This window comes from Crystallibacter permensis (genome assembly GCF_025960875.1).
In the GTDB taxonomy this organism is placed as follows: domain Bacteria; phylum Actinomycetota; class Actinomycetes; order Actinomycetales; family Micrococcaceae; genus Crystallibacter; species Crystallibacter permensis.
Window position 1 is genome coordinate 15,451 of the sequence record NZ_JAODLR010000019.1, and the last position, 24,461, is coordinate 39,911.

Consider the following 24,461-nt stretch of genomic DNA (forward strand, 5'->3'; position numbering starts at 1 on the left):
TCTTCAGCCATCTGAAGCCTTCTTCGTCCGGGAGTCCGCGGCGCGCTGACCACCATCCGGTGCGGCCGCCGCACCGGCTTTCCTGACATTGAACTTCTTCTGCCGCGGGTCGAAAGCGTCGCGCAGTCCATCCCCGATGAAGTTGATGCACAAGCAGATGGCAACAATGAAAAGTCCGGGCCACCAGAAGAGCCATGGGCGGGTCGAAAACGCTTCCTGATTCTGGCTGATCAGCGAGCCCAGCGAAACATCGGGTGCCTTCACACCCATGCCAATGTAGGACAGGCTGGTTTCCAGCAGAATCGCAGCGGACATGCTCAGCGTCACGCTGACAATGATGACGCCCACGGCGTTGGGCAGAATGTGCTTAAAGATGATCCGGGCGTTCGAGGCACCGGCGATACGTGCCGCATCCACGAATTCGCGTTCCCGCAGGGACAGGAATTCCGCCCGCACCAGCCGGGCGAGACCGGTCCAGGCGACAAGTCCGACGAACAGGCCCAAGAAATAGGGCTGGATTCCCGCTGGAATCCAACGCGCAGCAAGCTGCCCGAGAACGGCCGCCAGAATGATCAGTGGAATCACGATGACGACATCCGTGAGGCGCATGAGCACCGCCTCGATCCTGCCGCGGAAGAAACCAGAGACAGCTCCAACCACGACGCCGATGGCGCCACCGACGATGCCGATAATGAACATGACGGCTACCGAAATCTGCACGCCTCGCATCGTCTGGGCGAACGTATCCCTGCCCAGCCGATCTTGGCCGAACGGGTGGTCTCCCAAGCTGAACGGGAAAAGCTGCAGTGTAGGCTCTCCGCCATTGGCCAGATCGTTGACCTCGTTATAGGTGTATTTCCACCAGCCCGGCAAGCCGAAGAAACCGCCCGCGGAATAAGCCAGAACGAGAATGAGCAAGAACAGCGCCAGGCTGATCAGTGCGGCGGTGTTGCCCATGAACCTCTTGCGGACAATCTGCCCTTGGCTTAGTCCTGCTTTTTCTTCCGGCACCGCAGGTTTAGTTGAAATAGTACTCGTGGTGGTCATGCCTTAACCCTCACTCTCGGGTCCAGAGCGGAGTAAACGAGGTCCGCTATGAGGTTGAAGACGAGCGCCAGGATACCCGTGACCAGGAAAACCCCCATGACGGGATTCGGATCAACATGCTCCAGGGCCTGGATAAAGAGTTGCCCCATGCCGGCAAACGCGAACACCCGTTCGGTGATGACGGCACCGCCGATAAGTCCGCCGATGTCGTAGGCCACGATGGTGGCAATGGGGATCAACGCATTTCTGAACGCGTGGCGCATGACCACTGTCCGCTCGCCGAGCCCCTTCGCCCGTGCGGTGCGGATGTAGTCCATGTTCATGATTTCCAGCATCGAAGACCGCGAATACCGGCTGTAGGACGCCAGTGAAATGAGCAGCAGTGCGATGGTGGGCAGGAGCAAATGGGTAAAGGTATCCAAGCCGTGCACCCAGAAGTCCCCCTCCAGGTTCGGCGTCTCTGCACCAATGGTGGCGATGGGCCGGCCGTTGACTCTGTTGTTGTTGAAGTAGGCGGGCCATGCCTGCATGTATCGGTCCAGAAGGACCAGCCCCGCGGTCAGGAACGACGTAATAACGGCTGCGCTCATGTTCTGGCGTCTGTCGTAGCCGCCCATGACGTATCCGACTCCCAGCCCCACCAGGATAGTCGCTACGGCCAACAGGAAAACCATCAGGCCTGTCGCCTGGGCCAGCAGCGGCTGGATGGGAAAATACACGACGATGCCGACGGCAACCATCGTCAGGGACGAATACAGTGCCCGCCGGTTCTTCAAGCCCGCAGTCAATAAGGTTGCGCCGAAGGCGATTCCCGCACCCGTGACCGCGATAACCGGTAGCCCAAGCCCTGGAGAGCTGAGCCAGGACGTCGCCGACAGCAGCCAGAGGACCCCGCCAGCCAGCACGAACCCGACACCCGCGGCCTTGAGCCGGACGGGCACAGTTCCACGAGCGCAGATGAACCAAATTACGGCGCTCACCACGCTAATGATAATGATCGTTGAAAGGGGTATCTGAGGTTCCCGCAGGAAGTTGTTGAACCCGATGGCAACGTATTCCTTGAGCAGAACTGCTACCCAGAAGACCGGCAGTGAGAAGAAAAGGAACGCCATAAAGGTGACGCCATAGTCCAGTGTGCTGTACTGACGCAGTGCCGTGACAATGCCGAGCGAAACGCCAATAAGCACCGCTAGAATCGCAGCCGAGCTGACCAGCAGTATGGTCATGCCCATGGCCCGGCCCAGCGCCTCGGTCACCGGCTGTCCCGTGATGGAAAATCCAAGATCGCACTGGCCGACGAACGGAACCACGCATTTTGCCGCGCCTCCCAACCAGTGGAAATAGCGTATGGGTGCCGGCACGTTCAGGTCCAGGAGCTCAATACGCTGCTGGATGAGCTCTTCCTTATTCGGCTGGTTACTCGTGCGAAGGTCGGCAAGAGGGTCGCCGGACAGCGCCGTTAATTGGTAGACCAAGAATGAGGCACCCAGGAGAATCAGTACGGCTGTGAATAGCCGCCGCACAATATAGGTCACCATCGTATGTATAAACCTCGTTTTTCGCTTCCCGGACGACGTGATCCGGTTGCCCGCCGCTGGCACTCCGATCAGAGAGGGGAGATTCAGGGCCGCAATGGGTCAGGGACGTTTCAGGAGACTGCAAAGGCGCCGGGACCGTTGTTGCATATGGTCCCAGCGCCTTGCAGTACCCTGCGCGTTAGAACGTTAGGGAGTTACTCACCCTTGACTTTCCAGTCCCAGAAGTTCCAGAACACACCCGTCTGGTTCGGCTGGTAGACAACGCCTTCAACACGTTCGCTGTTGTAAGCATCCAGCCCCACCGACTGGAAGAGCGGCAGACCGTAGAAGGAGTCCCACACCAGCTTGTCGATCTTGGTGATGATCTCGTCCTGTGCAGCAGCGTCCGTGGTGACCATGAGTTCGTCCATCAGCTTGTCGGCCTCGGGATCGGAGAAGCCGTTGTAGTTTGAACCGCTGTCCGTACGGAAGATCTGCGGTACGCCGCTGACGCCGACACCGGAGTTGATCCAGCCGTAGATGGATGCATCATAGGTGCCGGTTCCCAAGGCGGCACCCCAGTCAGAGGCACCCAGGCCGCCGTCGACAATTTCGAACCCTGCCTGCTCGGCAGATTCCTGGATAAGCGCGAAGGCATCCACGCGGTTCGGGTTGTCCTTGTTGTACATGATCCGAACTTCGGGGGTCTCTCCGTTGAGCAGCTCCTTGGCGGCTTCTATATCAGCTTCCTGGTATGCCTCCGAGCCGTTAGATGCGGCGGACGTTTCATAGGCTTCCTGGGCAGGAACAAAGAACTGCGAGTCCAGAGGTTTCGCGTCTTCCTTCAGCGGCTTCACGATGCGGTCCACGATGGTCTGCCGTGGAACAGCTTTCATGAAAGCTTCCCGAACATTTTCATCCTCGAAAACGCCGGTGTAATTGAGGTCGATATGGTCATAAGCCAGCTGATCGTCGACTTCTACCGTGACGCCTTCAATGGATTCGAGTAGCTCGACTGTGTCTGCAGAGGGCTGAGGCGCAATGATGTCCACCTCACCGTTCTCCAGAGCCTGGACCTGGTCGGGAGCGGCACCAATGAACCGGACGGTAATTTCGTTCACGTTCGGCGTTGGGCCCCAGTCATAAGACTCATTGCGTACCAGAGTGATTGACTGGTCCGGCGTGATGCTGTCCACCACGAAAGGTCCGCTGGAGAGGTAGAGCGATTCGTCACCGGGCAGGGACTTCGTGTCGAATCCGGTGTTATATACATCGGCGACTCCCTGCAACTCGGCATTCGGATCTGCAGGGCTCGCCGCGTCACCGCGTTCCAGTCCTTGGATCAAATCAATAAGGGCTTGCTCGTCAGCCAGACCGGCTTTTTCGGCTATGACATGCGCAGGCATGCCGACACCGCCGTCATTCAGACCTCCAAAAACGATCTCCCAGTCGGCGTACGGCTTGGAGTAGGTCAAGGTGATTGAACGGCCGTCGTCGCCGATCTCCGGGATCTCGGTCAATCCCAGCCCGCTGGTGTCGCCTGCATAATCAAAGTAGGAAGTCCCTTCGGTGACTTCACCGGTTTCCGGATCGACCGTCGCATCGTTGGCGTAACCGGATTCGGCGACCCAGTTCAACAACAGGTCGGCCGCGTCGACAGCATTGCCGTCGGACCATTGGACTCCCTCGTTGACCGTGTACTTCACGACCAGCGGATCATCGGAAAGCTTCTCGTACGTTCCGAATTCTTCATTCCGAACTACGTTGAGTTCATTATCGATGTGGTAAAAACCGCCGCGGGTCATATAGGCGATCTTGCCGTTGATATCAACGTTGCCTGCCGCGGTGTCCGAGTTGAACGAACTGAACGCATTGGTCTCAGCGACACTGATGGTTCCACCGGTAGCCGCGGTATCACCTGCACCTTCGGATGCGGTATTTCCGCCACCCGTCGACGCGCAGGCACTCAGTGCCATAGCCGCAACAGCAGCAACACCGATTGCTTTGGAAGTACGTCCGAAACGCATTCCGCCTCCTAGTTCCTCAGAGTGATGTGTGTGGCCGGTTCGCCGATCGGGATCCGGGAAGCACGATTTGGCTGCCCCCGAAAGACTGCCGCAAGAGTGGCGTGCCTCACATGCATAAGAGCGTAAACCGTTACACCTACTCTTGGGTATAAAAAAGTTGCTTCACAACGGGTTGTTATCGAGATGCAACCAAACGACGGCGCCACATAACTTCCTGAAGCAGTCTCTTCATGCCGAGTATAAGACGAGTTAATCCCCGGAAACATGCGGCAAAACGGGGCATAAAAGAACCAGCGGCCCCGTTCGTTTCGAATCGGAACCGCTGGTGGGGATGATATTTAGTTATTGGCTGCTAACTGGTTTGCTGGCGCCGCAGCACCTCACGGGCAGCTACATCCACTTCACCCGTCCTTCTCGTACTCGCGGATCCGATAGGCAATCATCATGCCGAGCACGTCTGCTGGTACAGGCTCGTCGTACGGAAGCTGTACCGAGCCTTTGCCGGTCTTGTATCCCGCGAGCCGGTCGCTGAAAGCAGCCAGGGTAGACGGAGTAAAGACGAAATTCGCGTGCTTTTGATGGCCGCTGAAGATGAACAGGATTGTTCCCAGCGAGTAGGCCGGGTTGCCCGATTTAAGTCCTTCGGCGGCAATCGGAGCGCCGGCGCGGCTTATTTTTCGCAACTCCCGAAGCCGCGGCTGGACGGACTCGGGGAACGAACCGATGTACTCGTCGACCCTCTCATGCTGTATCGCCATAGGACTACCTTGCCACCATCGGCACAAACTCAGATGGTAAAGCGGAACTCCTCCACATCCTCGCGGTGAGAAAACTCCGTTTGCCGACGCGATGAGGTCTAGATTCTCGGCGTGCGGTACGCCGCCATGATCACACCCAACGTGCGTGCGTTGCTGCCGCACCGCGATCAACCGATCATGTAGGCGAATCCACGTCCCTCCGAGGCCACCGCGTCGGCGAAGTCTCTAGCTCGATACAGGAACTGGGTCGCGTAGGCCAACTCGGACTCCAGCGACTGCCTGGCCGAGAAGAACCCGCCCAGGCCCGCTTCGATGTCGCGGTCGCTGATCGTCTCAAGGTCCCGGGCGACGGGTTCGACCTCATGAGGCGGGAGTGCGCGCACCCCCGGCCACCATGTGCAACCACCGTCGGTGTTTGTCACCTGCCCTTCGAACATCCGATAGGCCGCTCTGGCTCCAGCACCCGAAGAGCGCCGAGCAGTTAGCCACTGCAGGTGCGGCCATGCCTCGTCGAGGTAGAGAAAGTCACGCTCCGGCAAGGGTTGCCGGAAGTCTGTGACACCGTGAGTGAAACCCGGCTCAAGGCCCAACGCGTCCGCGAGCGGGTCGGAGCCGATCACCGTGAGTGGGTCAGCGAGTGCCTTCTCGGTCTGATCGCTGTCGAATGCGTATGCGTAGTATCTGATTCCCATAAGACGATTCTGAGACAGCAGTACGCCACCACGGCCAATATCCTGTCGTCTGTGGATAACGAGGCAGCGGACCGACAGTCGTCCGATATGAAACTGGAACTGAACCGCCCTCTGCCACAGCAAAAACGTTTTGGCGGCAACATCGACGTCGTACAGGGAATACCCGGCCCAAACACGACCGGCCAGCCTCAACGAGGCAGATATCGCAGATACGCGGGTGCCTTGTCGAAGATTCTGTATTCAGGAGGCCAAGGTCGATCGATCCGCACTCCTGTGTGCGGGTTTGCCCGGCTTGGCGGTGGCTCCTGCAGTTACGGCAGGAGCCACCGCCAGGCCGAGTTATACATTGAATCTAAATTCCACGACGTCGCCGTCGGACATGACGTACTCTTTGCCTTCGATCCTGACCTTGCCGCGTGCTTTAGCCTCTGCCATCGAGCCGGCGTCGACGAGATCGGCGAAGGAGACCACTTCAGCTTTGATGAAGCCGCGCTGAAAATCGGAGTGGATGACTCCGGCCGCCTGCGGAGCGGTATCGCCCTGGTTGATCGTCCAGGCGCGTGCTTCCTTCGGCCCGGCCGTGAGGTAAGTCTGGAGGCCCAGCGTATGGAAGCCAACCCTTGCCAGCTGGTCCAGACCGGATTCGTCCTGGCCGTTCATCTCCAGCATCTCGCGGGCTTCTTCTGGTTCCAGCTCCACCAGATCCGATTCCAGCTTCGCGTCAAGGAACACGCAGTCCGCCGGAGCAATCAGTTCGCGTAACTCCGCCTGGCGCTCGGCGCTGCCCAAAATAGTGTCATCGACGTTGAAGACATAGATAAAGGGCTTGGCCGTCAGCAGGCTCAGCTCCCGCAGGTTTTCGACGTCGAGCTTGTCGCTCTCGACGGACGAGAAGATCGTATCTCCGCGTTCAAGCACCTTCCGGGCTGCCTCCATGGCGGCCAGTTCGGCGGCGTCGCGCTTCTTGATCTTTACTTCCTTTTCAACCCGGGGCAGCGCCTTTTCCAGCGTCTGCAGATCCGCGAGGATCAGTTCGGTGTTGATGGTCTCCAGATCGGAGCGCGGGTCCACCTTGCCTTCAACATGGACCACATCGGGGTCATCGAACACCCGGATGACCTGGGCGATGGCCTGGGCTTCACGAATGTTGGCAAGAAACTGGTTGCCCAGCCCTTCGCCTTCGGAGGCGCCCCGGACAATCCCGGCGATATCGACAAAAGACACGGTCGCCGGCAGGGTGCGTTGGGAGCCAAAGATCTTGGCCAGCTGATCCAGCCGGGAATCCGGCAGGGGCACCACGCCGACATTCGGCTCGATGGTCGCGAACGGATAATTCGCCGCCAGAACCTGGTTGCGGGTCAGTGCGTTGAAGAGAGTTGATTTGCCGACGTTGGGCAGTCCGACGATGCCAATAGTAAGAGCCACGGTATCCAAGGATACCGGTGAGGTACCCGGCTCAGCGATTCGGCCGGAACGGTGGCGCAAACGACGCCCCGGCTTCGCCTAAATTGTCATAGCCGGCTGGCATGGTTGAGCTATGGATGCGTTTCAGATTGTGCTCACATTGCTCATGCTGGTTATTGGGGCAGCGGCCGGGGCTGCGGGAACTGCGGTGGCATACCGACGCAGGGTCGCAGTGCTCGCGGAAGAAATTGACGACGCCGGTGCTCGTCTTGGCAACGCAACGGCCCGTTTGGCTGCGGCCGAGGCGGAAAGCCGATTGCTCGCCCAGCAGAACCGGCAGCTAACTGCCAGCAGCGAGCAGGACAACTCTGTGCTTCGCGCCCTGGTCCCTGTCGGGGAAAAGCTGAAGACGGTCCAGCAGCAGGTCAATGTGCTCGAGCGGGACCGCGTCGAACAATTCGGCCAGCTGGCCGAACAGCTGCGCGCCGCACAACTGAACGATGAGCAGTTGCTGCGCTCCACCCAGACCCTGACCGCGGCATTGCAGTCCAACTCCGCCCGCGGACAGTGGGGAGAGGTCCAGCTCCGCCGGGTGGTGGAGGCCGCCGGCATGCTGGCGCACGTGGACTTTAGCGAGCAGGTCCATCTGGTGGGGGCCGAACGTGCCCTTCGACCTGACATGCTGATCCATCTTCCCGGCTCCAAATCACTCGTGGTGGATGCCAAAGTGCCGCTGCGGGCGTATCTGGAAGCCCAGGAACTTCCGTCCTTCGGCTCCGCGGAGGAACGTGAAAAGCGGGCCGGACTGCTGACTACACATGCCAAGGCGGTCAAGGCACACGTAGACGCGCTTGCAAACAAGAAATACTGGGACGGAGTGGCTGCGTCCCCCGAACTCGTCCTGTGCTTCCTGCCCGCCGAATCCGTTCTTTCAGCAGCCCTGCACAGTGAACCGGGCCTATTGGATTACGCCTTCTCGCGCAACGTTGCCCTGGTCTCCCCCGTCTCACTGCTGGCCACGCTGAAGTCGGTCGCCTTCACCTGGCGGCAGGAAGTCCTCACCGAGAATGCCCGGGAGATTTTCGAGCTCTCCCGCCAGCTCTACGACCGGCTGGGCACCCTTGGTGAGCATGTGACGAAGCTGGGCTCGTCCCTGAAGGGTTCAGTGGAAAAGTACAACGCCTTCGTCGGAACACTTGAGTCCAGGGTCCTGCCGACAGCGCGGAAGATCAGTGCCTTTGACCCGTCTTCGCTGAAGGAAGCGCCTGCCCCTCAAGCCTTGGAGAGCACCCCACGGCTGTTGGCCGCACCGGAGCTCATTGCCGACCAGGAGCGTAGCGCCTAGCCATAGGCACGCAGCTGCCCCGTCCCGCCACGTTTACCGTGCGGGCCGGGCGCCCCTGCCGCCGAGACCGCGTGAAACGTCGCCCTTTTCCTTGAGAGTTGCGCGCAGTTCCTTGGGCAGCGAGAACAGGATGTCCTCTTCTGCGGTGACCACTTCCTCAACATCGGCATAACCATAGTCAGCGAGCAGGCTCAGAACTTCGCGCACGAGGACCTCCGGCACGGACGCTCCGGAGGTCACACCCACAGTGGAAATGCCTTCAAACCAAGACTCATCGACCTGGTTCGCGAAGTCGACGCGGTAGGAAGCCTTGGCGCCGTATTCCAGAGCCACCTCCACCAGGCGCACGGAGTTGGAGGAATTCGCCGATCCGACCACGATGACCAGTTCCGCCTGCGGGGCGATCTTCTTGATCGCAGCCTGCCGGTTCGAGGTTGCGTAGCAAATGTCGTCGCTGGGCGGATCCTGCAGGGTCGGAAAGCGTTCCTTGAGCAGGTTGACGGTCAGCATGGTCTCGTCCACGCTCAGCGTGGTCTGCGAGAGCCAGATCACCTTGTTCGGATCCCGGACCTCAACCTTGTCGACATCTTCCGGACCGTTGACGATCTGGATATGCTCGGGGGCTTCTCCGGCGGTTCCCTCGACCTCCTCGTGGCCCTCATGTCCGATGAGGAGAATGTCGAAATCGTCCTTTGCGAAACGGACGGCCTCGCGGTGCACCTTTGTCACCAAGGGGCATGTCGCGTCAATTGTCTGCAGTCCGCGCTCGTCGGCAGACTGCACGACGGCAGGCGAAACGCCGTGGGCGGAGAAGATAACCAGTGCACCCTCGGGCACCTCGTCCGTCTCTTCGACGAAGATCGCGCCCTTTTCTTCCAACGTGCTGACTACATGGAGGTTGTGCACAATCTGCTTACGCACGTAAACCGGCGGGCCGTAATGCTCGAGCGCCTTTTCGACGGCGATGACGGCGCGGTCGACGCCTGCGCAGTACCCGCGCGGGGCAGCAAGCAGGACCTTGCGGGGGCCTTCGACCGGTGCGGCAGAGGCAATGTCTTCGGGGCTGCGGCGCCTGCGCGGAATAGTGGGCATCGGAACGGAGACAGCAGTGCTACTCATACCTCCATGCTAGCCGTTAGGCCCTTCGACCCGAGAGTTGGCGGGCTGTTACACCAATCACCGCGGCAGCCAATCCCGCCCCGGCGAGCACGACGGCCCAGGGCTGGAAAGACGTTGCCGCGAGTTCGACGAACCGAGCGGTAAAGGCATCGGCAACAGGGCCGGCCGCATCGTGCTGCGCAGCCACGTCCGGGGCCGCCTCCGCTGCCAGCCAGAATCCGACGGCGAGAATAACTGCGCCGACACCAAGCCAGGCAAGGGCAGTCGACGCCCTTCTCGCTACCAACAGGGTCAGCAACAGGCCGGCCAACGCTCCTGCCGCGATCCAGCGCCACTCGTTGGCAACACGCTGTACAAGGTCGACCGATTGCAGCTGATCTGCCTGGCCGATATCGACAATGAGCTCCTCTTGTACGGGGATCTCTGTGCCTAAGGTGTCCGCTACCCGCTGAATCGCCAAGGCAACAATGGGAGCGATATCAAGCCGCAGGGCCCCCTCATCCGGGCCTTCTGCCTCCAGCGTCAGAGTATGGGACTTCGCCAAAGCTTCATTCCATGCCTGCGGGAACTCTTCCAGTCCGGTGACGGCTCCGGCGGCCCTGGCGATGATGGGATCAACCAGCTCCTGGAGCCCCGGCGGCAGCTGGCTTTGGTTGCGCACCTCTTCCGCGATGGCTTCTGCCAGGGCGCTGCGGAAGTGTGGGTCCTGCCCCATGGGTGCCGCCAATTCGACGAAGCCTTGCTGGTTCGTCAGGTTCTGGCTGGTCCATGCCGCAGGCACGGCGACGGCTGTCATCACCAATGTGACCAGGCCAAGGATCAAGGCAAGGACGGAACGCATCCGCAGGCTCCTCTCCGCCGGCTTCCAGAGAGGCGCAGGATGCCTCTTGGGATAAGTAGAACAGAATCAATAATGTCTGCGATAGCTGATAAGAATGTAAGGATCGCTGTACTGTAGCTGCGCCAAGCATCGCCGAGAGGGACACTACGTGAACCAGAACCCGGGGCCACCCACCGGTGGCCAGCTGGATGCCCCGGCCAAGCCATCCACACTGCCTGCTACCGCCATGGAGACCTCGGCGGAGAATCCCTGGCCATTGCGGCTGCTTTCGCAGAAGCTCAAGAGCCACATTGACCGTGTCCCGCCCACCTGGATCGAAGGCCAGGTGATTGAGCTCAACAGGCGGAACAATGTCACGTACCTCACGCTGCGGGACACGGAAGCGGAAGCATCGTTCAGCCTCGTGGCCTGGGGAAGTGTCATGGCCCGGCTGGAGTTTCCACTTGAGCCGGGATCGCGCGTCGTGGCGCAGTTGAAGCCGGATCTATACGTCAAGACAGGCCGGCTCTCGATGCAAACCCGCGATATCCGCCCTGTGGGTCTGGGCGATCTGCTGGCGCGCCTCGAACGGCTTCGCCATGCCCTTGCCGCCGAGGGACTCTTCGCGCTCGAACGCAAGAAACCGCTTCCCATGCTGCCACACCGCATCGGGCTGATTACCGGCCGCGACTCGGATGCCATGAAAGACGTTATCCGCAACGCTTCCCTGCGCTGGCCGGCCGTGGCCTTCGAAGTACGGGAAGTCGCTGTCCAGGGTGTTAATGCCGTAACCCAGATCCAGCGCGCATTGCTGGAACTGGACGCCCGCGAGGATGTCGACGTCATTGTCATTGCCCGCGGTGGCGGATCCCTCGAAGACCTGCTGCCCTTCAGCAGTGAGGATCTGATCCGCGCGGTTTCGGCTGCCCGCACGCCCGTGGTCAGCGCTATCGGACACGAAGCGGACCGTCCCCTGCTGGACGAGGTCGCGGATCTCCGCGCTTCCACTCCGACCGATGCCGCAAAGCGTATTGTCCCCGACGTTAACGAGGAGCTCGCCAGGATCGCCCAGGCACGGCAGATGCTGGACCGCAGGGTGGACCAGTTGATCCGGGTCGAGAGCGAGCGGCTGACAGCTATCCGTTCCCGTCCCGTTCTGGCCAATCCAGCCAGCATGGTGGAAGCCCGGCACGAGGACCTGCAGCGTTTGTCCACACGCGCTTACAACTGCATCTCGGCCGCCGTACACAGGGACTCGGACCGCATCGCCCATCTCAGGGCGCAGGTTCGTTCCCTCTCGCCCCAAAACACCTTGGACCGTGGCTACGCCGTCGTACAGCTTCCGGACGGAAGCGTCCTGCGCGACAGCTCTGACGCCGCGGCGGGAACGCGGCTTCGCGTGCGTGTTTCCGTCGGCGAACTGTCCGCCGACGTCGCTCCGTAATACTGAACAACACCATCAATCCGAAAGCGGGAACCAGCATGGATGCCAAGAATTCCGTCGAAATTGCCGATGTCGCATCGCTGAGCTACGAGCAGGCACGGGAGGAACTCGTCGCCGTTGTAAGCCAGCTGGAAACCGGCGGGGCCAGTCTTGAACAGTCGTTAGCCCTATGGGAACGCGGTGAAGCCCTGGCCGCCCGGTGCGAAACGTGGCTGGAAGGGGCCCGGCAACGCCTCGACGCAGCCAGGGCCAACGCGGCTGGCGGACCGGAGGCAACAGGAATGGCGGAACCAGGCAGGGACTAACCTTCGTGGTCAGCTTTCAGCCAACCGCTTTTTCTCTGCCGCCACGTCGAAATCCGCCCTCGGCCACTGGGGATTGATGTCTTCGAGTACATCGATCAGCAGCTGTTGGACTGCGAGCCGCGCGTACCATTTCTTGTCCGCCGGGACCACGTACCAAGGCGCGATATCTGTGCTGGTGCGTTCCAAAGCCATTTGGTACGCCTGCTGGTACTGGTCCCAGAATGAGCGGTCATCGACGTCGCCGGGGTTGTACTTCCAGTGCTTATCCGGCCGGTCCAGCCGTTCCTGCAGCCGGCCTTTCTGCTCATCCTTGCTGATGTGCAGCATGACTTTGATGATGCGGGTACCGCCCGCGGCGACCCTGGCCTCAAAGTCCCTGATGATGCTGTAGCGCTGTTCAATCTCGTCGGCGGGAGAGAGCTTGCGGACCCGTTGGACCAGCACGTCCTCGTAATGCGAGCGGTCAAAGACACCGATGATGCCAGGCTCCGGCAGCTCTTTTTCGATCCGCCACAGGAAGCCCTTGGACTGTTCCTCCGCCGTCGGTGCTTTGAACGCCTTGTGGTGGATGCCTTGCGGATCGGCTGCTCCGATGACATGGCGGACGATGCTGCCCTTGCCGCCGGTGTCCATGGCCTGCAGGACCAGCAGCACGCTCTCGCGGGCGCCGAACCGGCTCTGGGCGAACAGCTTCTCCTGCAGTTCCGTGAGCTGCTCGTCCTCCCGGTCGAGGAGTTCTTTGCCTGCCTCCTTATCGCCGGTAAACCCCGGGGTCGATCCGGGGTCGACATGGCGCAGGTCGAAGCCCGTCTGCACTCGCAGCAGGACGGTCGGACTCGGGCTGAACGCGGTGGTCTCCATTACGGCTTGTACGTACTCAGGAATTCGGCGATCCGGTTGACGGCTTCCTCGAGGATGCCGACGTTGGGCAGGGTCACAAGCCGGAAATGGTCCGGTTTGTGCCAGTTGAAAGCGCGCCCGTGGGAGACGAGGATCTTTTGCTGCTTGAGCAGATCCAGCGCAAACTTCTCGTCGTCCTTGATCGGGTACACGTCCGGGTCCAGCTTGGGAAACAGGTAGAGGGCTCCCCTGGCCTGCTGGGTGCTGACGCCGGGAATGGCATTGAGCATTTCGTAGGCCTTGTCCCGCTGTTCCAGCAACCGGCCTCCGGGCAGGATCAGATCGTTGATGCTTTGGTAGCCCCCGAGTGCCGTCTGGATGGCATGCTGCGCGGGAACATTCGCGCACAAACGCATGTTGGTCAACAGGTTGATGCCTTCGATGTAGTCCGTAGCCAGGTGTTTCGGCCCGGAGATGGCCATCCACCCGCTGCGGAATCCGCAGACCCGGTAGGCCTTGGACAGCCCGCTGAAGGTCATGACCAGCACGTCGTCGGCCAGCAGAGCTGTATTTACATGCTGCGCATCCTCATAAAGGATTTTCTCGTAGATTTCGTCCGAGAACACCACCAGATTGTGCTTCCGGGCCAGTTCGAGCATTCCCTCGAGCACTTGTTGCGGGTACACCGCACCGGTGGGGTTGTTCGGATTGATGATCACGATGCCCTTGGTATTGGGCGTGATCTTTCGCTCCAGATCCTCCAGATCCGGCAGCCATCCTTCTTCCTCCACACACAGGTAATGGATGGGATGGCCGCCGGCCAGGCTCACGGAGGCAGTCCAGAGGGGATAGTCGGGCGCGGGGATCAGCACCTCGTCGCCGTTGTTGAGCAGCGCCTGCAGGCTCATGGTGATCAGTTCGCTGACCCCGTTGCCCAGGTAGACATCGTCAACGCCGATGTCCTGGATGCCGCGGGTCTGGTAATACTGCGACACCGCGGTCCGGGCCGAGAAGATCCCGCGGGAATCGCTGTAGCCCTGGGCATCGGGCAGGTTCCGGATCATGTCCACGAGGATGGCATCCGGCGCTTCGAACCCGAAGGGCGCCGGATTTCCGATGTTCAGCTTCAGGATCCGGTGGCCCTCGGACTCCATGCGTTGCGCATGCTCAAGCAGCGGACCGCGGATATCGTAAAGGACGTTATGAAGCTTGTTGGACTGCTTGAACTGGGCCATTTAAGCATCTTCGCATATCGGAACGGGTTTACTTCGTCAGCCCGTTTTCGCTAAGCCAGTCCGCCGCCGCGTCTGCCGGATTGCGCTTTTCGTCCCCGCTGACCTGACGGTTGAGATCAATCAGGTCTTCCGTGGTCAGCGCGGCTGAGACGTCGTTCAGCACCTCTGCCGCTTCCTCGCTGACTTTGTCCTGATTCACCAAGGGAAGCACCTGCTGGGCGATGAAGTTATTCTTCGGGTCCTCCAGCACCACCAGGTCATTATCCTCGATCGACGGTGTTGTGGTGTAGATGTCAGCGATCTGGATCTGGTCGGTAATCAGCGCCTGCAGGGTGGCCGGGCCGCCGCCGTCGTTAATCGGTTCGAAGGACTTCGGTTCGCAGCCGTAGTTCTCCTTCAGCCCGGGCAGCCCGTATTCACGCTCGGCGAATTCAGGATTGGCGCCGAGCACCAACTCGTCGCACACCGGCCCCAAGTCTGCGATGCTCTCGAGCTGGTACTTCTCGGCGGTGGCTTTGGTGACCACCATGGCGTCCTTGCTTTCGGCGGAGGCCGGTTCCAGGACGCCCAGTCCCTCCGGCAAGGCAGCGGGAAGGGCATCCATGATCTCCCCGGCGGAAGCAGCCGTTGCCTCGGGATCCAGGAACAACAACAGGTTGCCGCTGTAGTCGGGAACGACGTCCACGGACCCTTCTTCAACCGCCTTCACATATACCTCCCGGGAACCGATGCCGGGCTTGGTGGTGACATCGAAACCCGCAGCGGTAAGCGCGCCGGCATAGATCTCGGCGACGATCTGGCTTTCGGGGAAGTTGGCGGATCCGACCACCAGGGAACCGGTTGCGCCTGAACTGGCGGCGGTATCGGACGACCCCTCCAACGGATTGGAATTGGCGCCGCATGCCGTCAGCGTGACGGTCAGGGCGGTCATGGCTGCCGCCGCCAACATTGCCCGGCGTGAGGATGTCTGGATCTTCAAGGCTTCTCCTTTACTGGCCGGCACCCGGGGCGCCAACATTCTTCGTTCCCTGCCCCGGCGAGGCCGGGGAAGACTTCAAACCTGGTGAGACCGCGTACTTTTGCACCAGCGAGAGGATCAAATCGACAATCAGCGCCAGCACCGCAATCAGAATAGCGCCCGCAAACAGCCGGACGGGGTCGCTGACGGCTAATCCGTCGATCAGATACCGGCCCAGCCCGCCCAGATTGATGTAAGCAACGACGGCGACAGTCGAGATGACCTGCAGCACCGCGGCCCGCATACCGCCAAGCATCACCGGCAGGGCGTTAGGCAGTTCCACCCGCACCAGAACCTGCCACTCGGTCATGCCGAGACCGCGTGCGGCGTCCAGCAGTTGCCGGTCCACCGCCGCGATCCCCGAGTAGGTGCCGGCCAACAGCGGCGGGACAGTCAGGATGACGAGTGCGTAAATGGGCGGCATCAGGCCCAGGCCCATCAGGATGACAAACAGCGTCAGCAGGCCCAGCGTGGGCAGGGCCCGCAGTGCGCTGGCTGCCGAGACCACGGCGACCTTGCCCTTGCCGGTATGCCCCACGTACAGGCCCGCCGGAATGGCGATGGCCGCGGCGATCAACAGCGTCAGGACCGTATACCAGAGGTGCTCCCCCAGCCGGGCAGGAATTCCAGCCGGCCCGGACCATTGGGCGGGGTCCGCCAACCACAGACCAACCTGCTCAAAGAGATTCATGCAGCACCGCCGTTTCGGCCGCATCAGGACGGCGCACGGTACCGGCGCTATCCCCACTGGCGGAGTTGTCCGGGCCGGACGTGGCCGTCACCTGTTTACGTCCGGCCTTGCGGTGCCGGTTCCAGGGCGTGAGCAGGTGCTCCAGGCCCACGAGGACAAAGTCCATCAGCAGCGCCAGGATCAGCGTCATCACGATCCCGACGACGATCTCGGTCAGGAAGTTCCGCAGCAGCCCGTCAGTGAAGAGCACGCCGAGATTGCGGATGCCGATCAGTGCCCCCACGCTGGCCAGCGAAATGTTGCTGACCGACACCACGCGCAGGCCGGCAAAAAGGACGGGCACGGCCAGCGGCAGGTCCACGGCGAAGAACCGTCGGAACGGCCGGTATCCCATAGCTACGGCGGCTTGCCGGACGCCGTCGTCAATTGACTCCAGTGCGTCGACGACGGAGCGCACCAGCAACGCGATGGCATAGACAGTCAGGGCGACAATCAGATTGGCCGGGTCCAGAATCATGGTGCCCAGGATGACCGGAAGAATGACGAACAGGGCCAGGGACGGAATGGTGTAGAGCACCGAACTGACCGACAGGATCACGCCGCGGACCGGCGGAAGGCGCCAGGCCAGGTAGCCGAGGGGTACCGATATCAGCAATCCCAGCACGAGCGGCAGCACCGACTGGTAGAGATGGTGCCCGGAGAGCTCCAGCACAAAGGGCAGATTGGCCAGGAACCAGTCCATTAGCCGCGGCGCTCCGCGTCCAGCCGCTGGAGCACCTCGCCGGCGTCCACCAGTCCGGCTACCTTGCCGGCAGCGTCCACTGCCACGCCTTGGCCGGAGGGAGAGGACAGGGCGGCGTCCAGCGCCTGCCGGAGTGAACTGCCTATGGTGAACAAGGAGCCACCGGTGACCGCCGCTGCGGGCGTACGCTGTCCGGGCGGCAGCCACCCGAGGGGCGCACCGCCGTCGTCGGTTATCAGCAGCCAGCCTTCGGCAGGCATCGACGCCAGGGCCCCGGCCGTCGCCGTGGCCGCGGGCAGCAGCGGCAAGTCCCGGGCGGAGGCAAACGAGAGCGAGCGGAAGCCGCGGTCCCGGCCAACGAACCCGGCCACGAAATCGTCTACCGGCGCGCGTAACAGCTCCTCCGGCGGCGCGTACTGCGCCAAGCGGCCGCCGGTGGCGAAGACGGCCACCTTGTCCCCGATGACCGTGGCCTCGTCGATGTCGTGGGTGACAAACACGATCGTTTTCGCCAGTTCCTGCTGCAGCCGCAGCAACTCCTGCTGCAGTTCCGCGCGCACCACCGGATCCACTGCGCTGAAGGGCTCGTCCATGAGCAGGATCGGCGGATCCGCGGCGAGCGCCCGGGCCACCCCCACGCGCTGCTGCTGGCCGCCGGAGAGCTGCGCGGGGTAGCGCTTGCCCAGGGCCGGTGAAAGACCGACGACGGCGAGCAGTTCCTCGGCGCGGATTCTCGCTTGCCGCCGCGGGACACCGTTAAGGCGGGGAACGGTGGCGATGTTGTCCAGCACGCTCCGGTGCGGCAGCAGGCCCGAGGACTGCAGCACGTAGCCCATTGAACGCCGCAGCGCCGCAGCAGGCTGCGCCGAGACGTCCTGTCCGTCCACCAGCACTGTGCCCTCGGTGGGCTCCACCATGCGGTTGATCATCCGCAGCGACGTGGTCTTGCCGCACCCGGACGGACCGACGAACACGGTGATGGCTCCGCGGTCAATCTCCAGGTTCAGGTTATGCACCGCCGGCTGCCCCGACGCGTAGCTCTTCGACACGTTGCGGAACTGGACCATGGGCGAGTTGCCCGCGCTGGCCGGCGGGGCCACAGACTGGGCTTCGGTCATCGTGCCTCGCTCTCTGTCCTGGTCGGCGCACCGTATTGCGGCACGGTCCCGGGACTCCTGACAGCTTGGCTGATGGAAGCTGTCCCGGCAGCCGGTTCCGCGAAATAGAGGCTCAGGCCGACATCCACCAGGTCCACCCGGTCCAGTGCTGCGACGTCGTCCAGCTGGATCCACTTTGCCTGATCCGTCGATCCCTGGAGCTCATGCGCTAAATCACCGCTCGTCACAGTAGCAGCGTAAATGATCCGCAGGGCGTGCAGCGGCACCTTCCCGCCATGCAGCCGCCGTTCCGCCGGGATGAACTTACTGTCGACGCCGAGCAACCGCCCCAGTTCCACGGTGTAGCCGGTTTCTTCGGTGATTTCCCGCAAGGCCGCCGTGGGAGCATCTTCCCCCGCTTCAAGCCCGCCACCGGGCAGCGTCCAACGCGGGGTTCCGGAACCGGTCCATCGTGCCAGCAGCACGGCATTCTCCTGAACGATCACGCCGTAGGCGCCGATGCGAGTATCGAAGGACATGCCTTTCAGTCTAGGCGGGCTTCAACCTGCGCCGCAGAAGCGCCGGGCTGCATTTGGCATAGATCCCTTCGCCATACTTTCGCAAACGTTACTTTGGCCGCCCGAGCGTTGCGTCCGGGGCCAGCGGGGACTACAACTGAATGCATGGGGATCAGGCCAGCAAGGCATCGCGCGGACCCCGTCCCGCCGGATTGGAGCGTGGCAATGCCCGCCATCGAGCGGCGGCTTCTAGAAGTCCTCGCTGCCGCCGGGCCGGACCCTGCCGCGACGCCCGCGAATCCCCGTGACTGCCTGGACCGGGCCTATGAAGCGGCCTACGCGGAGGACCACTATGGCGCGGTGACCTTGGCACGCCTGGGACTTGAACAGGCTACCGAATCCGACACCGACACCGTGCTGGCGTTGTATTCGGTCCTGATAGCCGTTGCCCAGATCCAAGACCAGGCTTCGGATGCGGAGTACTACCTGGCGCAGCGGGTAGACCGGCTGCGCCATGCCGGACGCAAAGTCCAGGCATCCGTCGAGGCTGACCTGGGGACGGTCCTCTTCCGCGAAGCGACCGCCGCGGAACTGCCCGTGCTGGAAGCGGCATTGGAGCAGCTGCAGGCAACCAAGGCCCCCGTCGGCGTCCTGGCCGACGTCAAGCTGGCCATCGCCGTCGCGCATTCGCAAAAAGGGGTCCGCTCCACGGCGGTCGCCCTGCTTGAGGACGCGGTGGAGGGTTACGCTGCCGGCGAGCGCACCGACAGTCTCGCCGGGGCGCTGATGTATCTGGCACACACCTACCTGCAGCTGGACCAGCCCGGGCAGGCCGTCGCCGCCGCAGACCGGCTGCTCGCCATTCCGGCCAACCGCGCACTGGCGGCCTCCATGTGGCTGCTGAAAGCCAACCTCGTCAACACCGGGGAGCACGACGACGAAGCCATCGAGTACGCCCTGACGGCCCTTGAGCTCTACGCTGCCTGCGGCGTCCGCAAGGGCGCCATTTCCGCCGCGGTCGTCGTGGCACAGCTGTGTGCTGCCGCCGGCGACGCGGAGAGTTCGGTACTGGCTTGGCGCGCGGCCGTGCAGCAGGCCGAACGCGGCGAAGTCCAGGAGGAGCTGACGCTGCGCCTGGCGCTGGGCAACCAATTGCTGGAGGCAGAGGAGTATGAGCTCGCTGCCCAGGTGCTGGGCAAGCTGCTGCAGCGCCAGCGGCTGATCGACGCCCCGCACTCGGACAAGGCCCGCACGCTGATGAGCCTGGGGCATGCACACCGCCACGCCGAACGCACGGTCGACACCTTGGACTGCTGGCGCGAGGCAGTAGCCGAGTTCACGGGCGGCGGAGAGTACGGCGAGGCTGCACGGTCGCTGCTGGCCATCGGCACCTTGCTGTCGCGGGAAGACCATGACGCGGACGCGATCGTCTGCTTCGAGGCGGCCGTTGCCGCCGCCCGCAAATCTTCCGACGACGCAGCGGCCCTGCCGCAGGCCCTCCATGCCCTCGGCCATGCAATGTGCGAAGCCGGCGACCAGGACGGCATCGCCCAGCTGGACGAGGCAATCCGGCTGGCGCGGGACTACGGGGCGCATTGGTACGAGGCGGACTACAGCGACACCAGGGCCCGCGGGCTCTGGGCCCTCGACCACGGCCCGGCGGCGGTCTCCGCTGCCCTGCAGGCCGCGGACCTTTACTCCGCGGCGGACGACGCGGCGTCGGCCGGCAATTCCGAACTTTTCGCCGCGCATGTCCTGGCGGAGCTTGACCGTCCCGCGGACGCGGTGCCGATGTTCCGGATGGTGCTGGCCCAGCCCGAGGTCAGCCGGATGCTGCGGGTGGCTGCCAACCTGGGACTGTCCGCGGCCCTGGACTCGCTCGGCCACAAGGATGAAGCCGAGGAGGCACGCCGCGCGGCGGAAGAGGCAGCCGAGGACTGACGCTTCTCATATTCGTCTCATCTTGCCTCGGAATACTTGAAGCATGCAGCGCGCGACCATCCGTTATGTGCTCACGGCCGTTGCCATTGTGCTCGGCATGGGGCTGGCAGGTTATGCCGTGGCGAGCACCCTCCGCAGCCCCGACCCCTCCGATCTGGGTCCGTCGATAGTGTTCACCCCCTCCCCTTCGGCCTCCAGCGCGCCAGCCGAATCGCCGGATGCCGGTTCCGCTGACAACGCTTCGACAGAACCGGACCCGGACGCCGGACGGCCTTCGGAGCCCGCCCCACAGCCGGACCCCGACCCGGCACCAGCGCCTGCCCCGGCACCTGCCCCCGCGCCGCCGCCCGCTCCCGCTCCGCCACCTGCTCCTGCCCCCGTCCCGGTACCGCCCGCACCACCGATCGATTACGACGACGGAGACGACGATTTCGATGACGACGACGGCATTGACGATGACGACGACTAAAATCAACCTGATGATGACCGGGACGGATGTTTAGGCGCCTGGACGGCCTGTCCGTCCGCACCCGTGTCCTCGCGGCCGTACTCGCACTTTCCGCCCTGGGCCTCGCGGTAGCCGGCGGCGTGCTCTTTGGCCTCCAGCGCGGCCAGATCAATCAACGCATCGATGACTCGCTGCGGCGGTCCGTCGAAGAGTTCGACACCCTGGCCGACATCGGCATCGACCCCGAAACGGGACAGGAATTCACCCGCGGCAGCCAGTTGGTACGCACCGTCATGGCGCGCACTGCACCGGCAGAGAACGAGGGCATGGTCGGCATCGTTGACGGACAGGTTGCGTTGACCGCCAACAACTCGGTCGAATTGCGGTTGGAAAACGACCACGAACTCATCGACAAGGTCGTGGCCCAGCCGGAGACGGAGCGCATCATCCTCACCTCCATCAAGACCGGGCAGACCACTTACCGCGCCGTGACCGTCCCTGTCCAGCTGTCCTCGGACCCCACCCACAGTATTTTTTTGCTGGCCTTCGACTACGATGCGGAACTCGAGGAGCTCGGCGACAACTTCCGGACCTACACGTTGATCAGCCTGGCGGCGCTTGTGCTCATTTCGGGCGTAGGTTGGCTGGTGGCCGGGAGGTTGCTGGCACCGGTCCGGCTGGTACGGGAAACCGCCCAGAAGATCACCGAAACCGATCTGTCCCGCCGCATCCCGGTCAGCGGGAACGATGACCTCTCCGAACTCTCCCAGACCTTCAACGAGATGCTGGACCGGCTCCAAGGCTCGATGACAGCCCAGCGCCAACTGCTCGACGACGTCGGGCATGAGCTGCGAACGCCGATCACCATCGTCCAGGGGCACCTGGAACTCCAGGACTCGTACGATCCGGAAGACGTTGACTCCGTCCGCGCTATTGCGCTCGACGAACTGGACCGCATGCGGCTGCTGGTCGATGACCTTGTTACGCTCGCGGGCGCCGAACGCCCCGAATTCGTCAAACCCCGCCCACTGGAGGTCGGGCAGCTGACAGATGATGTGCTGGACAAGGCCAGGACACTGGGCGACCGGCGGTGGGTTGTCGACTCCCGCGCCGAACACATGTGGAGCCTCGATCCCAAACGCATGACCCAGGCGTGGCTGCAGCTGGCCGCGAATGCCGTCAAGTTTTCCCCGATAGGTTCAACCATTGGCGTTGGTTCCCGGGCCGTCCCCGGGGAACTGCGCCTATGGATCCGTGACGAGGGTGCAGGGATCGCCCCCGAAGACCAGGGCCGGATCTTCGCACGCTTCGCCCGTGGCGCCAACGGGACCAGGGCCGAAGGATCCGGGTTGGGATTGACCATCGTCAACGCCATCGCCCATGCCCACGGCGGGCGCGTTGAACTGGCCAGCGCACCCGGACACGGTTCCACTTTCACTATCGTTATCCAAGAACGCCAGCCCGAACAGGAGGATCCAGTATGAGCCAGATTCTGGTTATCGAAGACGAGGTCAGGATCAGTTCCTTTGTCGCCAAGGGCCTGAAGTCGGCCGGCTACGTGCCCACTGTTGCGGCCACCGGCCGTGAAGGTTACCACCTGGCCATGACGGGTGATTTCGAGCTGATCGTGCTGGATCTCGGCCTGCCGGACCAGGATGGTTTTACAGTGCTCCGCCGGATCCGCGAGGCCAGGAACGACACTCCGGTCATTATCCTGACCGCACGCAGTTCCGTCGACGACACCGTCGCCGGCCTCGAAAACGGTGCCGACGACTACATGGCCAAGCCCTTCCGCTTTGAAGAGCTGCTCGCCCGGGTCCGCTTACGGCTGCGAACGGAAGCACCGACGTCGGACATGAGCACCCTCAGCAGCGGAAACCTGCAGCTCGATCTGCGCACCCGGCGTGCCACCATTGACGGGAAAGAGATCGACCTGTCGGCCCGCGAATTCGCTTTGGCTGAAGCCTTCCTGCGCAACCCCGGCCAGGTGCTCAGCCGCGAACAGCTACTCTCCCGCGTCTGGGGCTACGATTTCGATCCAGGTTCCAATGTGGTCGATGTGTACGTGCGTTACCTGCGCAACAAGCTCGGGGCCGAGCGCTTCGCCACCGTGCGGGGCATGGGTTACCGGCTGGCCGCGGACAGCTGACCGGCTTCGGCAGCAAGCCGCTCCGCGATGGCCAGGCGCTGCAGGGCGTCCAGTTGCCAGGCTTCGCCCTGGCCAAAGGTCTTCGCGCCGGCCACCAGGGATAAAGCCACCCCGGCGGATCGGCCTCTCAGCCCTGCCGGATCAACAGTTTGGTCAAAGGCGCGCAGATAACGCTCCATGACCTGCGGTACGTGGACATATCCCTCGTGAACAGCCGGCAGTACCGCCAGATGGCCGATGAGGCAGGCGAGATCATCGATCCGGTGGCCTGGCCCCAGCGAGTCCACGTCCAGCACCCCGGTGACCGTGCCGCCGTCGATCAGCAGATTCGCTTCGTAGAAGTCACCGTGCGTTGGAACCAATGGACCGGGCTTAGTCACCGCCAGCACGTTCGAGATCTTCTCCTCCAGACGGAAAATCCGCTCCTGCTCCTGCGGCAGAGCGGCCGCGGCGGCCCGCGCGTAGTCCGCCGCGCGTTCGGCCCACGCCGGGCGGCGGGACAGCTTCATCGCCCCGGCGGGCATCCTGTTCAGAAGCTCCAGCAGGGTGTCTGGGTCCAATTGGGACGCACCGTCATTCATCAACGCTTGGGCCAGTGGCGTTCCCTGGACCTCGCGCAGCAACACCACGCCGGTGGCCGGGCCGGGTATAAGCTCCGGCGACGGGAGTCCAGCCTCCGTGAGCAGCCGATGGCGCCGCAACAGCGCGTCGGCCTTGTCGGGGCGCACCACTTTAATGAACACACGCGATGCTCCCTGCGAGGCCTCCAGCACTGCCCGGCGGAGCGGACGGTAGTTGACCATCCGCAGGTCGGCGTCTCCGCTTCCGAAGGCCGCCCGTGCCATAGCGGCGGAATCGCAGGCTGTTGGCAACCCGGTCAACACCGGATCCGCGGGATACAGCCATGCGGTCAACGTGATAGTGCCGTCATCCAGCCGGACCACGGGTACGCCGGTGTCCGGAACGGCCGAAGTGGTGATGCAGACGTATTCGGTGCGCACAGTTCCGTCAGGAACCTGCACGTCCACGCTGTAGATTCCGGTTGCTCCGGCGCCCGGGCGGTGCTGCAGCTTGGCCAGTTTCCATGCCTGTATGCCCGCGCCAATGGTACCGACCGCGAGTTCCAGCGGCTGCTGCATCTTAGTGCTCTCCAGCAGGTCGATGCCGTCGGTCTCGGCCCGCATCAGGTCCCGGCTCGGAGCGTTCATACTTCTTTTCATATCATCCCGCTGCAGAAACGGCTCCCTCCGGCCGGGGAAAGGCAAAAGGCCCGCCCCTTACCGGAGCGGACCCACTGATCGCCA

At 62.7% G+C, this 24,461-nt stretch carries 23 protein-coding genes; 7 read left to right on the forward strand and 16 right to left on the reverse strand.

Translation table 11 applies throughout. The features are described 5' to 3' along the window. Positions 1–3 precede the first annotated feature (3 nt). The 6 genes from B0G38_RS18035 to ychF form a co-directional block, all read right to left on the reverse strand. Entirely contained in the window at positions 4–1,047 is a 1,044-nt protein-coding gene (locus B0G38_RS18035; RefSeq protein WP_264670702.1) for an ABC transporter permease, read from the reverse strand. Beyond that, positions 1,044–2,585: an ABC transporter permease gene (locus B0G38_RS18040; protein WP_264670703.1), complete on the reverse strand. Its 1,542-nt coding sequence runs from the start codon at positions 2,583–2,585 to the stop codon at positions 1,044–1,046. Before B0G38_RS18040 ends, B0G38_RS18035 begins: the two co-directional genes overlap by 4 nt. A gap of 194 nt (positions 2,586–2,779) precedes the next feature. Next, a complete protein-coding gene (locus B0G38_RS18045) occupies positions 2,780–4,591 on the reverse strand; it encodes an ABC transporter family substrate-binding protein (RefSeq protein ID WP_264670704.1) in 1,812 nt (603 codons plus the stop codon). Between the two features lie 401 nt (positions 4,592–4,992). Continuing rightward, on the reverse strand, positions 4,993–5,349 hold the full coding sequence (locus B0G38_RS18050; RefSeq protein ID WP_264670705.1) for an iron chaperone: 357 nt from the start codon (positions 5,347–5,349) through the stop codon (positions 4,993–4,995). Positions 5,350–5,516: 167 nt separating this feature from the next. Beyond that, positions 5,517–6,041 carry a hypothetical protein gene (locus B0G38_RS18055; protein ID WP_264670706.1) on the reverse strand — a complete coding sequence of 175 codons (525 nt, stop codon included), beginning with the start codon at positions 6,039–6,041 and terminating at the stop codon, positions 5,517–5,519. Between the two features lie 339 nt (positions 6,042–6,380). Beyond that, complete coding sequence (gene ychF, locus B0G38_RS18060; protein ID WP_264670707.1) at positions 6,381–7,466, reverse strand: redox-regulated ATPase YchF; 1,086 nt, start codon at positions 7,464–7,466, stop codon at positions 6,381–6,383. Positions 7,467–7,578: 112 nt separating this feature from the next. On the opposite strand from ychF, the gene B0G38_RS18065 reads away from it, so the two are divergent. Further along, positions 7,579–8,790 carry a DNA recombination protein RmuC gene (locus B0G38_RS18065; RefSeq protein ID WP_264670708.1) on the forward strand — a complete coding sequence of 404 codons (1,212 nt, stop codon included), beginning with the start codon at positions 7,579–7,581 and terminating at the stop codon, positions 8,788–8,790. 33 nt (positions 8,791–8,823) lie between these two features. Here the strand turns inward: B0G38_RS18065 and B0G38_RS18070 are convergent, their stop codons facing one another. Together B0G38_RS18070 and B0G38_RS18075 are read right to left on the reverse strand one after the other, a co-directional pair. Beyond that, positions 8,824–9,909 carry a 4-hydroxy-3-methylbut-2-enyl diphosphate reductase gene (locus B0G38_RS18070; protein WP_264670709.1) on the reverse strand — a complete coding sequence of 362 codons (1,086 nt, stop codon included), beginning with the start codon at positions 9,907–9,909 and terminating at the stop codon, positions 8,824–8,826. Positions 9,910–9,925: 16 nt separating this feature from the next. Then, a complete protein-coding gene (locus B0G38_RS18075; RefSeq protein WP_264670710.1) occupies positions 9,926–10,750 on the reverse strand; it encodes a hypothetical protein in 825 nt (274 codons plus the stop codon). Positions 10,751–10,976: 226 nt separating this feature from the next. Here B0G38_RS18075 and xseA point away from each other — a divergent pair, with 226 nt between their 5' ends. Both xseA and B0G38_RS18085 read left to right on the forward strand, forming a co-directional pair. After that, the gene (xseA, locus tag B0G38_RS18080; RefSeq protein ID WP_264670754.1) at positions 10,977–12,173 is read left to right on the forward strand and encodes an exodeoxyribonuclease VII large subunit; all 1,197 of its coding nucleotides are present in this window, start codon (positions 10,977–10,979) and stop codon (positions 12,171–12,173) included. Positions 12,174–12,211: 38 nt separating this feature from the next. Continuing rightward, positions 12,212–12,478 (forward strand): exodeoxyribonuclease VII small subunit, encoded by a 267-nt coding sequence (locus B0G38_RS18085; protein WP_264670711.1) that lies wholly within the window; start codon positions 12,212–12,214, stop codon positions 12,476–12,478. Between the two features lie 9 nt (positions 12,479–12,487). Here the strand turns inward: B0G38_RS18085 and B0G38_RS18090 are convergent, their stop codons facing one another. From B0G38_RS18090 to B0G38_RS18120, 7 genes are read right to left on the reverse strand one after another with little or no spacing between them, the layout of a single operon-like run. Then, positions 12,488–13,339: a PPK2 family polyphosphate kinase gene (locus B0G38_RS18090; RefSeq protein WP_264670712.1), complete on the reverse strand. Its 852-nt coding sequence runs from the start codon at positions 13,337–13,339 to the stop codon at positions 12,488–12,490. After that, positions 13,339–14,553, reverse strand: coding sequence for a pyridoxal phosphate-dependent aminotransferase (locus B0G38_RS18095; protein ID WP_169993829.1), 1,215 nt, complete (start codon positions 14,551–14,553; stop codon positions 13,339–13,341). The genes B0G38_RS18090 and B0G38_RS18095 overlap by 1 nt, the downstream gene beginning before the upstream one ends. Positions 14,554–14,581: 28 nt before the next feature. Next, positions 14,582–15,502, reverse strand: a complete 921-nt coding sequence (locus B0G38_RS18100) for an ABC transporter substrate-binding protein (protein WP_264670755.1) — start codon at positions 15,500–15,502, stop codon at positions 14,582–14,584. 40 nt (positions 15,503–15,542) lie between these two features. Then, positions 15,543–16,262, reverse strand: a complete 720-nt coding sequence (locus B0G38_RS18105) for an ABC transporter permease (protein ID WP_264670713.1) — start codon at positions 16,260–16,262, stop codon at positions 15,543–15,545. Next, a complete protein-coding gene (locus tag B0G38_RS18110; RefSeq protein ID WP_264670714.1) occupies positions 16,249–17,004 on the reverse strand; it encodes an ABC transporter permease in 756 nt (251 codons plus the stop codon). The genes B0G38_RS18105 and B0G38_RS18110 overlap by 14 nt, the downstream gene beginning before the upstream one ends. After that, positions 17,004–18,071: an ABC transporter ATP-binding protein gene (locus tag B0G38_RS18115; protein WP_264670756.1), complete on the reverse strand. Its 1,068-nt coding sequence runs from the start codon at positions 18,069–18,071 to the stop codon at positions 17,004–17,006. The genes B0G38_RS18110 and B0G38_RS18115 overlap by 1 nt, the downstream gene beginning before the upstream one ends. Positions 18,072–18,118: 47 nt before the next feature. Beyond that, positions 18,119–18,640 (reverse strand): NUDIX hydrolase, encoded by a 522-nt coding sequence (locus tag B0G38_RS18120; protein ID WP_264670715.1) that lies wholly within the window; start codon positions 18,638–18,640, stop codon positions 18,119–18,121. Positions 18,641–18,844: 204 nt separating this feature from the next. On the opposite strand from B0G38_RS18120, the gene B0G38_RS18125 reads away from it, so the two are divergent. The 4 genes from B0G38_RS18125 to B0G38_RS18140 are packed head-to-tail and all read left to right on the forward strand — an operon-like array spanning position 18,845 to position 23,157. After that, the gene (locus B0G38_RS18125) at positions 18,845–20,560 is read left to right on the forward strand and encodes a tetratricopeptide repeat protein (RefSeq protein ID WP_264670716.1); all 1,716 of its coding nucleotides are present in this window, start codon (positions 18,845–18,847) and stop codon (positions 20,558–20,560) included. Between the two features lie 43 nt (positions 20,561–20,603). Beyond that, positions 20,604–21,029 carry a hypothetical protein gene (locus B0G38_RS18130; RefSeq protein WP_264670717.1) on the forward strand — a complete coding sequence of 142 codons (426 nt, stop codon included), beginning with the start codon at positions 20,604–20,606 and terminating at the stop codon, positions 21,027–21,029. A gap of 26 nt (positions 21,030–21,055) precedes the next feature. Beyond that, positions 21,056–22,492 (forward strand): sensor histidine kinase, encoded by a 1,437-nt coding sequence (locus tag B0G38_RS18135; protein ID WP_264670718.1) that lies wholly within the window; start codon positions 21,056–21,058, stop codon positions 22,490–22,492. Continuing rightward, a complete protein-coding gene (locus B0G38_RS18140) occupies positions 22,489–23,157 on the forward strand; it encodes a response regulator transcription factor (protein ID WP_169993817.1) in 669 nt (222 codons plus the stop codon). Before B0G38_RS18135 ends, B0G38_RS18140 begins: the two co-directional genes overlap by 4 nt. On the opposite strand, the gene B0G38_RS18145 is transcribed toward B0G38_RS18140, so the two are convergent. Then, a complete protein-coding gene (locus B0G38_RS18145; RefSeq protein ID WP_264670719.1) occupies positions 23,133–24,365 on the reverse strand; it encodes an aminoglycoside phosphotransferase family protein in 1,233 nt (410 codons plus the stop codon). The genes B0G38_RS18140 and B0G38_RS18145 overlap by 25 nt on opposite strands. Positions 24,366–24,461 lie beyond the last annotated feature (96 nt).

Bases quoted from the DNA above. Each gene is read 5' to 3' on its own strand.
- B0G38_RS18110 (WP_264670714.1), bottom strand. From the start codon at position 17,004: ATGGACTGGTTCCTGGCCAATCTGCCCTTTGTGCTGGAGCTCTCCGGG.
- B0G38_RS18050 (WP_264670705.1), bottom strand. From the start codon at position 5,349: ATGGCGATACAGCATGAGAGGGTCGACGAGTACATCGGTTCGTTCCCC.
- B0G38_RS18145 (WP_264670719.1), bottom strand. From the start codon at position 24,365: ATGAACGCTCCGAGCCGGGACCTGATGCGGGCCGAGACCGACGGCATC.
- B0G38_RS18035 (WP_264670702.1), bottom strand. From the start codon at position 1,047: ATGACCACCACGAGTACTATTTCAACTAAACCTGCGGTGCCGGAAGAA.
- B0G38_RS18120 (WP_264670715.1), bottom strand. From the start codon at position 18,640: ATGTCCTTCGATACTCGCATCGGCGCCTACGGCGTGATCGTTCAGGAG.
- B0G38_RS18075 (WP_264670710.1), bottom strand. From the start codon at position 10,750: ATGCGTTCCGTCCTTGCCTTGATCCTTGGCCTGGTCACATTGGTGATG.
- B0G38_RS18135 (WP_264670718.1), top strand. From the start codon at position 21,056: ATGTTTAGGCGCCTGGACGGCCTGTCCGTCCGCACCCGTGTCCTCGCG.
- B0G38_RS18040 (WP_264670703.1), bottom strand. From the start codon at position 2,585: ATGGTGACCTATATTGTGCGGCGGCTATTCACAGCCGTACTGATTCTC.
- B0G38_RS18055 (WP_264670706.1), bottom strand. From the start codon at position 6,041: ATGGGAATCAGATACTACGCATACGCATTCGACAGCGATCAGACCGAG.
- B0G38_RS18105 (WP_264670713.1), bottom strand. From the start codon at position 16,262: ATGAATCTCTTTGAGCAGGTTGGTCTGTGGTTGGCGGACCCCGCCCAA.
- B0G38_RS18130 (WP_264670717.1), top strand. From the start codon at position 20,604: ATGCAGCGCGCGACCATCCGTTATGTGCTCACGGCCGTTGCCATTGTG.
- B0G38_RS18100 (WP_264670755.1), bottom strand. From the start codon at position 15,502: ATGTTGGCGGCGGCAGCCATGACCGCCCTGACCGTCACGCTGACGGCA.
- B0G38_RS18140 (WP_169993817.1), top strand. From the start codon at position 22,489: ATGAGCCAGATTCTGGTTATCGAAGACGAGGTCAGGATCAGTTCCTTT.
- B0G38_RS18045 (WP_264670704.1), bottom strand. From the start codon at position 4,591: ATGCGTTTCGGACGTACTTCCAAAGCAATCGGTGTTGCTGCTGTTGCG.
- B0G38_RS18085 (WP_264670711.1), top strand. From the start codon at position 12,212: ATGGATGCCAAGAATTCCGTCGAAATTGCCGATGTCGCATCGCTGAGC.
- B0G38_RS18065 (WP_264670708.1), top strand. From the start codon at position 7,579: ATGGATGCGTTTCAGATTGTGCTCACATTGCTCATGCTGGTTATTGGG.
- B0G38_RS18090 (WP_264670712.1), bottom strand. From the start codon at position 13,339: ATGGAGACCACCGCGTTCAGCCCGAGTCCGACCGTCCTGCTGCGAGTG.
- B0G38_RS18115 (WP_264670756.1), bottom strand. From the start codon at position 18,071: ATGGTCCAGTTCCGCAACGTGTCGAAGAGCTACGCGTCGGGGCAGCCG.
- B0G38_RS18095 (WP_169993829.1), bottom strand. From the start codon at position 14,553: ATGGCCCAGTTCAAGCAGTCCAACAAGCTTCATAACGTCCTTTACGAT.
- B0G38_RS18125 (WP_264670716.1), top strand. From the start codon at position 18,845: ATGCCCGCCATCGAGCGGCGGCTTCTAGAAGTCCTCGCTGCCGCCGGG.
- xseA (WP_264670754.1), top strand. From the start codon at position 10,977: ATGGAGACCTCGGCGGAGAATCCCTGGCCATTGCGGCTGCTTTCGCAG.
- B0G38_RS18070 (WP_264670709.1), bottom strand. From the start codon at position 9,909: ATGAGTAGCACTGCTGTCTCCGTTCCGATGCCCACTATTCCGCGCAGG.